This window comes from Amaricoccus sp. (assembly GCF_017995835.1).
Taxonomy (GTDB): domain Bacteria; phylum Pseudomonadota; class Alphaproteobacteria; order Rhodobacterales; family Rhodobacteraceae; genus Amaricoccus.
Genome location: NZ_JAGOID010000121.1, coordinates 1 through 7,888, shown reverse-complemented (window position 1 = coordinate 7,888; position 7,888 = coordinate 1). Strand labels below are relative to the sequence as shown.

The following is a 7,888-nucleotide window of genomic DNA, read 5'->3' as shown; positions in this document are numbered from 1 at the left end:
TCGCGCCCAGCGCCTGGGACATCGAGAAGGCCTCGCGACTCACCTGTCGGGCATAGAAGGCGAGAAAGGCGATGCCGATGACGATCGCCGCCCAGCCGCCGAGCAGGAGCGGCGGCGGCGGCTCGAACAGCGCGCCGTCGGCCCGGCCGAGCGGCGGCGCCGCGAGCGCGAGAAACGTCACGATGACACAGGCGACCGCGGCGAGCAGAATGGTGCTGCGCCGCGAGAGGACCGAAGCGCTGATCGTGACCGGCGCGATCACCAAGAGCGCGAAGGGATTGCTGATTCCCCCGGTCAGCAGCAGCAGCGCGCCGAGTTGCCCGACGTCGAAGAGCAACGTCAAGGTCGCCTCGCGCTCGGTCAGGCGACGGTTCTCGGCGGTTCCGATCATGGCGATGACGTTGAAGATCACCGCGGCGGCGATCACCGCAGCGCAGGAGCCAAGCGGCACGCTCAACCCAAGGACCGGCCCCGCCGCCAGAACCGCCGCCGTCTGGCCAAGGATCGCGAGCCATCGCAACAGGATCAGCGTGCGCAGCCGCAGCCAGGAGCCGCGGGCCTCGTCGTCGAGAAGGGTGAAATCGGACTCGTTCATCGCCCCGACCTAAGCCAGATCCGCGCGGGAAAGAACATGCCCCGCGCGCCGACGCGCGCCCGGGGTATCGTTCGCCCGCCTTGATCGACCGGGACCACCGTGCCAGAAGGCCCGCATGGACAATCGCACCCTGCGCCTCTTCGCGGTCTCGGCCGTGCTCGCGGTCACCGTCGGCCTCGGGGCCGGGGCCTATTTCGCCTTTGCCCCGCGCGACGGCGATCGCTTCGCCGATTGCCGCTCCGGCACCGTCGCCGGCGGCGCCGCGACAATCGGCGGCCTCTTCACGCTCGTGAATGGCGAAGGCCAGCCGGTCACCGACAGGGATGTGCTGACCGACCCGACGCTGGTCTATTTCGGCTATACCTTCTGCCCCGACATCTGCCCGACCGACCTCGCCCGCAACGCGCTGGTGGCGGACGACCTCGCCGCCAGAGGGATCAAGGTCGGTCAGGTCTTCGTCACGATCGACCCGGCCCGCGACACGCCGGATGTGGTCCGCGACTTCGCCGCCGCGGTCCACCCAGACCTCGTCGGCCTGACCGGCACGGCCGAGGAGATCGCCGCCGCCGCCGCCGCCTATCGGGTCTATTACCGTCAGGCCGACGCATCCGAATATTACCTGATGGACCATTCGACCTTCACCTATCTCGTCGATCCGGCGCACGGCTTTCTCGAATTCTACGGATCGGACGCGGCGCCCGAGGCGATGGCGGCCTCTGTCGCCTGCTTCGCCGGACACCTTTGAACCGCCGGCCGAAATTGCTAAGGCGGTAGAGAGCATGGAGGAATCGCGCGTTGCACCGGGGCTGCCATGCCGCATAGAATCGGCCCGGATCGGTCGCTCCTGATCCTCGACGACGATGAACCCTTCCGCCGCAGCCTGTCGCGGGCGATGGAAAAGCGCGGTTTCGAGGTCCAGGCGGTGGACTCCGTCGCCGCCGGACGCGAGGCGGCGCGCAGCCGGCCGCCGGCCTACGCGGTGATCGACCTCCGGCTGGGGGACGGCAACGGACTCGAACTCGTCGAACTCCTGCGCGAGATCCGGCCCGACTCGCGCATCGTCGTGCTGACCGGCTATGGCGCGATCGCGACCGCCGTCGCCGCGATCAAGATCGGCGCCACGGACTATCTCTCCAAGCCCGCCGACGCCAATGACGTGACCGACGCCCTGCTCGCCCGCCAACGCGACAAGCCGCTGCCGCCCGAGAACCCGATGTCGGCCGACCGCGTCCGCTGGGAGCATATCCAGCGGATCTACGAACTCTGCGACCGCAACGTCTCCGAGACGGCCCGGCGGCTCAACATGCACCGCCGGACGCTGCAACGGATCCTCTCCAAGCGCAGCCCGAAGTGACGCCGGCGAAATGACGCCGGCGAAATGACTGGCCCGCCGGCCGCCGCCGCCCCAGACTGTCCCGGACCGCTACCTGTCCTGCCCGGACTGCAAGAGCTGGCTCATCACCCATCCGCGCGAAATGGAGACCTTCGTCAGCCTCCGCCCTTCGACGCTCGACGACCGTCACCGGTTCGCTCTCTTCATCGAAGGGGCGACGGCGGAGAAGTTGCCCCGGGCCACCACCCCGGCTCCCTGTTCCTTCGCAACCTCACCGAGCTGGAAGGAGTTCGACCGCATCCTGGCCGACTATGCCAACCGCGGCGCCCGCCCCACCTGCCCCCCTTCGCTGACCGAGGGCCCAGCCCTCCAGTACGCCCGATGCCGTGCGCGCCCCGCCGCCCCCGAGCCTTCTTCCCAGTTTCATATGGGCGGAATTCCTATCGGGCAGGACCAGGGGCCCCGCCAACAGGCGGGGAGAAAACGACTCGCGGCCAACAGGCCGCTCCGGTGGCGGCCGCGAAGCGGCCGCCGGGCCCAAGGGCGATGCCCGCGGGAGCCCCCTTTCAATGCGTCGCGCCATGGTCGAGGCGGGCGCGGACGCGGCGGACCATGAGCCAGACCCCGAGCAGCGTCGGCAGGACGAGCAGCCCGGAGAGATGCGCCTTGTCGATGCCGACCGGCTCGACCACCGGCCCGAGGAGATAGGTGCCGAGCGACACCGCGTAATAGCCGATCGCCACCACAGACAGGCCCTCGACCGTCTCCTGGAGGCGCAACTGCATGGCCGCGCGCGCCGACATCTGGCGCAGGACCTCGGTGTTCTGCGCCTGGTTCTCGACATCGACCCGGGTGCGCAACAGGTTCGCAGCCCGCTCCGCGCGGCTCGACAGCTCCTCCAGACGCTCGCGGGCGGAACGACAGGTGCGCATCGCCGGATCAAAGCGGCGGGTCATGAATTCGCCTAGGAGCTGGCGGCCGCCGATCCGCTCCTCGCGCAGAACCTCGATCCGCTGGGTGACGATCGCTTCATAGGCCCCGGCGGCGCCAAAGCGAAACGCCGAGGCGGTCGAGAGTTGCGCGATCTCGGCGGACATGCGCAGCAACTGGTCGAGCGTCTTGTTCTCTTGCCCGCCGCCCTCGGCCATCGCCGCGACCACGCCGCTGAGCTCGCCATCGAGCCGGGCGACCGCCTGGGCGACGCCGCGCGAGGTTGGCAGGGTGAGCAACGCCATGCTCTTGTAGGTCTCGATCTCCAGCATCCGCTGGACGATCCGCCCCAGCCGGCGGGCGCCGATGCCGGGCCGGGCGAAAACCGCCACGCGGCAATGGCCGTTCTCGTCGATGCGGAAGTCGGCCGCGACCACCGCCTCGGCATCGACCACCTGGCTGACCGCGAGGCTCTCGGGCACGAACCAGGACAGAACCTCGCGCCCCAGCCGGTCCTCGAGATCGGGCCCCGCCACCTCGACCCGGACGAGGCAGGAAGTGACGACAAGGCCCGGCGCCTCGGCCAGCCAGTCGGCGGGAAAGAGCGAGAAGACCTCGCCCGAGAACGGCCGTTGGGAGACGCCATCGGCGAAGATCGTGTAGGTGACGAATTCGGTATGCATCTCCCATTTCAGGAAGCCGCGGCCGAGCGGGCCGGAATAGTGGTTGGCGCCCGGCGCCGGACGCGGCGCGCCATGGCGGTCGAGCAGCGCGACGAGATGGGCGAAGTCGCGCCCGCGGTCGCGGTCGGCCGCGTCCCGAGGCTGCTTGATCGCGAGATGCGCGGCGCGGCAGGGCGCCGTCAACTCGGGAAAGGGCCGGGCGTGCAGCTCGTTCGACAGATGGTAGCGGTCGGGATAGTCGTCGAGAGCGAGCTGCGCCATGGCGTTCTCCGAGCGTTGACCGCCCTTCGTTGCCATTTTCCCCGGGGCTTTCCAAGCGGCTTTGCTGCCCGTCGCTCGGGCTCAGGGCGCCGCGCGGTCGGCAAGCCGGGCAAGATTGGGAGCGTCCGGCGCATCGAGGTCCGTCTCGGGCGTGAAGTCGATCGCCTCGAGGCGCCGGGCCCGGCCATGGGCGCGATCGGCCGAGATGCGGATCTCCTCGATATCCTTCTGCGCCTGGCCGAAATGGCGGTCGAGATTGCCAACGCGGGTCGAGAGGCGCTCCACGTCCTTGTAGAGAAGGCCGAGCTCGCGGCGGATCGCATGGGCCTCGGCGCGCATCCGGGCGTCCTTCAACACGGCGCGCAGGGTGTGCAGGGTCGCCATGCAGGTGGTCGGCGAGACGATCCAGACCCGCGCCGAGAAACCCTCGCGCACCAGATCGGCGAAATTGGCGTGCAACTCGGCATAGACCGCCTCGGAGGGCAGGAACATCAACGCCCCCTCGGCCGTCTCGCCCTCGATGATGTATTTCTCCGAGATCGCCTTGATATGCGCGCGGATCGCGGTCCGCATTCCGCGACCGGCGGCGGCGAGTTCGGCCGGTCCCTTGGCAGCGCGCAGCGCCTCGTAGGCTTCGAGCGGGAATTTCGCATCCACGACGATCGGCCCCGGCGGGTTCGGCAGGTGGATGAGGCAGTCCGCCCGGGTGCCGTTCGAGAGCGTCGCCTGAAAGCTGGCCGCGTCGGGCGGCAGCGCGCGGGTGACGATCTCGCGCAGCTGGATCTCACCGAAGGCGCCGCGGGTCTGCTTGTTGGAGAGGATGTCCTGAAGACCGAGCACGTCGCCGGAGAGCTTCTCGATGTTGGTCTGGGCCTTGTCGATCGCGCTCAGCCGCTCGCGCAGTTCGCCGAGGGAATGGGCCGTGCGCTGGGCCGAGGCGCCGAGGCTGTCGCTCATCGCCCGCGTCACCTCGGCGAGGCGGCTTTCCATGCTGGCCGCGACCCGCGCCTGGGCGGCGGCCTGGGCCTCGGCGACATGGGTGATGCCGCCGTGCAGCTGCTGCTGGCCGTCGTTGAGCGCGCGGACCGCGCCGTCGAGTTCGATCAGGTGCCGCGCCAGCGGCTCGGTGGCGCGGGTCGCGCGGGCGCTGGCGCGCAGCAGCAGGACGGCGACGAGCAGCGCCGTCGCCGCGGCCCAGAGCCGCGGGTCGTCGAGCGCGATCACGGTGGAGCCGATGGTGATCATCGCCGGCCGAACAGTCGCTCGATATCGGCGAGGTCAAGCTCCACATAGGTCGGCCGGCCGTGATTGCACTGGCCCGACAGCGGTGTTGCCTCCATCTCGCGCAGGAGCGCGTCCATTTCCGGCCCGCTCATCCGCCGTCCGGCGCGGATCGAGCCGTGGCAGGAGACACGGCTGATCACCGCGTCGATACGGGCGGCAAGGCCGCGGCCCGCCCCCTCGATCAGCGCGTCGGCGACATCGGCGAGCAGGGCGCGGCCGTCGACGGCGCCGAGGATCGCCGGCGTCTCGCGCAGGCAGAGCGCGCCGCCGCCGAAGGGTTCCACGACGAGGCCGAGGGCTTGGAGTTCGGCCGCCTCGTCCAGCAGCGCAGCGCGGGCGGCGGCGTCCAGCTCGACGATCTCGGGGATCAACAGAAGCTGGCCCGGCACGCGGGAAGTCGCGCGCGCCGCCTTCAGGCGCTCGTAGACCAGACGCTCGTGCGCGGCGTGCTGATCGACGATGACAATACCGTTGGCGGTCTGGGCGACGATGTAGGTCGCATGGAGCTGGGCGCGCGCAACGCCGAGCGGATGGTCGGCGGCGGGCGCGCCGTCAGCCAGTTCGGCCGGCCGGGGCGGCTCGACGCGCCCGGACCAGCCGTCCGGGCCAAGCAACTCCTCGGCGAAGCCGAGCGCCGCGCGGCTGAGGCGGGTGGGCATCGCGCGACCGGGCTGCCAGGCGGGTGCCGGTCCGGGGCGGAAGGCGCCGAGTACACCGGCCCCGGTGGTGGTGGCGCCCCGGTGCCCCGCTCCGGCCAGCGCCTGTTTCAGGGCGCCGATGATCAGGCCGCGCACGAGGCCGGGGTCGCGAAATCGCACCTCGGCCTTGGCGGGATGGACATTCACGTCCACCGCCTCCGGCTCGCAGATCAGAAACAGCGCCGCGACCGGATGGCGGTCGCGGGCGAGCACGTCGGCATAGGCCGCGCGCAGAGCCCCGACGAGCAGCTTGTCGCGGACCGCCCGGCCGTTGACGAAGAGATACTGCCCCACCGCCGCGCCCCGCGAGAAGGTCGGCAGCGCCGCGAAACCGGCGAGCCCCAGCCCCTCGCGCTCGGCTTCGACCCGCAGCGCATTCTCGGCGAAATCCGCGCCAAGAATGGCGCGCAGCCGTCCCGGCAGCGCGTCGAAGAGGTCGCCCGGCTCGGGATCGAGTCGCAGGAGCTCGCGCGGGGCGTCGGGCTCGGTGACGTCCGTCAATGTGAAGCCGACGCCCGGCGCGGCCATGGCAAGGCGGCGCACGACCTCGCCGATCGCCTGCGCCTCGGCGCGGTCCGAGCGCAGGAACCTCAGCCGCGCGGGCGTGGTCGAGAACAGCCCGGCAAGCTCGACCACCGTCCCCCGGGCGAGCGCCGCGGGGCGGGTGGCGCCGATCACCTCGCCGCGCACTTCGAGGCGCGCCGCCTCGGCGGCGCCCGCCCAGCGCGAAGTGAGCGTGAGCCGGCCGACCGCGCCGAGCGAGGGCAGGGCCTCTCCGCGAAAGCCGAAGGAGCGGATGTCGGTCAGGTCCGTGCCGTCGATCTTGGAGGTCGCATGTCGGCTGAGCGCCAGCGCCAGTTCCTCGGGTGGAATACCCGTGCCATCGTCCGTGACCCGGAGCAGCGTCTTGCCGCCGTCCGCATAGGCGATGGCGACGCGGCGCGCCTCGGCGTCGAGCGCATTCTCGACCAGTTCCTTGATCGCCGCGGCCGGTCGCTCCACCACCTCGCCCGCCGCGATCCGGTTCGCCGCCGCCGCGTCGAGCTGTCGGATCGGGCGCCGGATAGAACCGGGAGCCGATCCGCCAATTGCCGTTATGTTGGGGGTCGCGACATTCATACCCCAAGGTATAGCACAGACGCGACCGCGTGCCAGTGAATATTGGTTAACGCGCCGAGGCGGACGGGCGGCTCGGCTCTGCCGGGACGGCGTCCGTACTATTCCGCGACGACGGTCGGCGGCGCTGGGGGAACGGCGACGCCCTGGGCGCGCAGGCGTTCGAATTCGGCGCCGCGGTCGAGCATCTCGCCATCGTAGATCAGAAGCTCGTTGTCCTGCAGGATCAGCCGCGGGATCAGCTGACCACGGTTGTTCTCGCGATAGACGACGTCGGCGGCCGCGAGTTCGGCCCGGATATTGGGATCGACGGGACCGGCGCGCGCGATCAGCGGCCCGGCGCTCGCCGTGCCGGCGGGAGTCTCCTTGCCCGTCAGGCTCGCCACGGCCTGAAGCTTCGGCTGATAATCGACTCGGTTGACGGCGCCGGGAGTCGGCGCCGGCAAGGCGGCGAGATCGGCGGGCATTTCGAGCGGCTTGGTCGGCAGGACCATGAACTCGTCCGGTGTGCCGCCGATGCCCGCGGCGCGCAGATTGCCCGCGATCCCGCCTTCGGCGCAGCCCGCGAGCGCGGCCGCGGCCAGAAGCAGCGCGGTTAGGCGCAGGGGGTCGGCAGAGCGCATCCTCTTCCTCGTCAGGTCCGAACGGACCCGTGCTTACCGCGGAATGAAAGGCGCGTCACGTCCTGTTGCGCGCCGTCGGCGCCGGCGCGCCGGGAGCGAGGACGAGCAGCGCGGCGCCCCCGAAGATCGCGGCGTCGGCGATGTTGAAGGCGAAAGGATTGGCGATGCCGCAACAGCTGAAATTCAGGAAGTCGGCCACGGCGCCGTAGGTGAAGCGGTCCCAGACATTGCCGAGCGCGCCGCCGATGATCGCCCCGACGCCGATCGACCGCGCCCAGCCGCCAGGGGCGCTACGGACCCAGACGAGAAGCCAGGCCACGATGACGAGCGCGAGCGCGATGAGCAGCCAGCGGCCGGAATAGCCA

Annotated in this window: 7 protein-coding genes and 1 pseudogene; 2 read left to right on the top strand and 6 right to left on the bottom strand. The window is 70.7% G+C overall.

All coding sequences use genetic code 11. The annotated features are described in order from the left end of the window. Positions 1-595: pseudogene (locus KBA23_RS14560) on the bottom strand (sensor histidine kinase); the annotation flags it as partial. Between the two features lie 115 nt (positions 596-710). On the opposite strand from KBA23_RS14560, the gene KBA23_RS14555 reads away from it, so the two are divergent. Then, the gene (locus KBA23_RS14555) at positions 711-1,340 is read left to right on the top strand and encodes an SCO family protein (RefSeq protein WP_290742278.1); all 630 of its coding nucleotides are present in this window, start codon (positions 711-713) and stop codon (positions 1,338-1,340) included. 66 nt (positions 1,341-1,406) lie between these two features. Further along, positions 1,407-1,949, top strand: a complete 543-nt coding sequence (locus tag KBA23_RS14550; protein ID WP_290742275.1) for an ActR/PrrA/RegA family redox response regulator transcription factor — start codon at positions 1,407-1,409, stop codon at positions 1,947-1,949. A 545-nt stretch (positions 1,950-2,494) separates the two neighbouring features. Here KBA23_RS14550 and KBA23_RS14545 read toward each other — a convergent pair. From KBA23_RS14545 to KBA23_RS14525, 5 genes are all read right to left on the bottom strand, one after another. Continuing rightward, positions 2,495-3,802 (bottom strand): DUF3422 family protein, encoded by a 1,308-nt coding sequence (locus KBA23_RS14545; protein WP_290742272.1) that lies wholly within the window; start codon positions 3,800-3,802, stop codon positions 2,495-2,497. A gap of 81 nt (positions 3,803-3,883) precedes the next feature. Beyond that, positions 3,884-5,047 (bottom strand): DNA recombination protein RmuC, encoded by a 1,164-nt coding sequence (gene rmuC / locus KBA23_RS14540; protein ID WP_290742268.1) that lies wholly within the window; start codon positions 5,045-5,047, stop codon positions 3,884-3,886. Continuing rightward, positions 5,044-6,903 (bottom strand): DNA mismatch repair endonuclease MutL, encoded by a 1,860-nt coding sequence (gene mutL, locus KBA23_RS14535; protein ID WP_290742265.1) that lies wholly within the window; start codon positions 6,901-6,903, stop codon positions 5,044-5,046. The genes rmuC and mutL overlap by 4 nt, the downstream gene beginning before the upstream one ends. A gap of 98 nt (positions 6,904-7,001) precedes the next feature. Next, positions 7,002-7,523: a DUF3035 domain-containing protein gene (locus KBA23_RS14530; protein WP_290742262.1), complete on the bottom strand. Its 522-nt coding sequence runs from the start codon at positions 7,521-7,523 to the stop codon at positions 7,002-7,004. A 55-nt stretch (positions 7,524-7,578) separates the two neighbouring features. Further along, positions 7,579-7,888 (bottom strand): signal peptidase II (locus KBA23_RS14525; protein WP_290742259.1); only part of this gene is annotated, 310 nt, incomplete at its 5' end.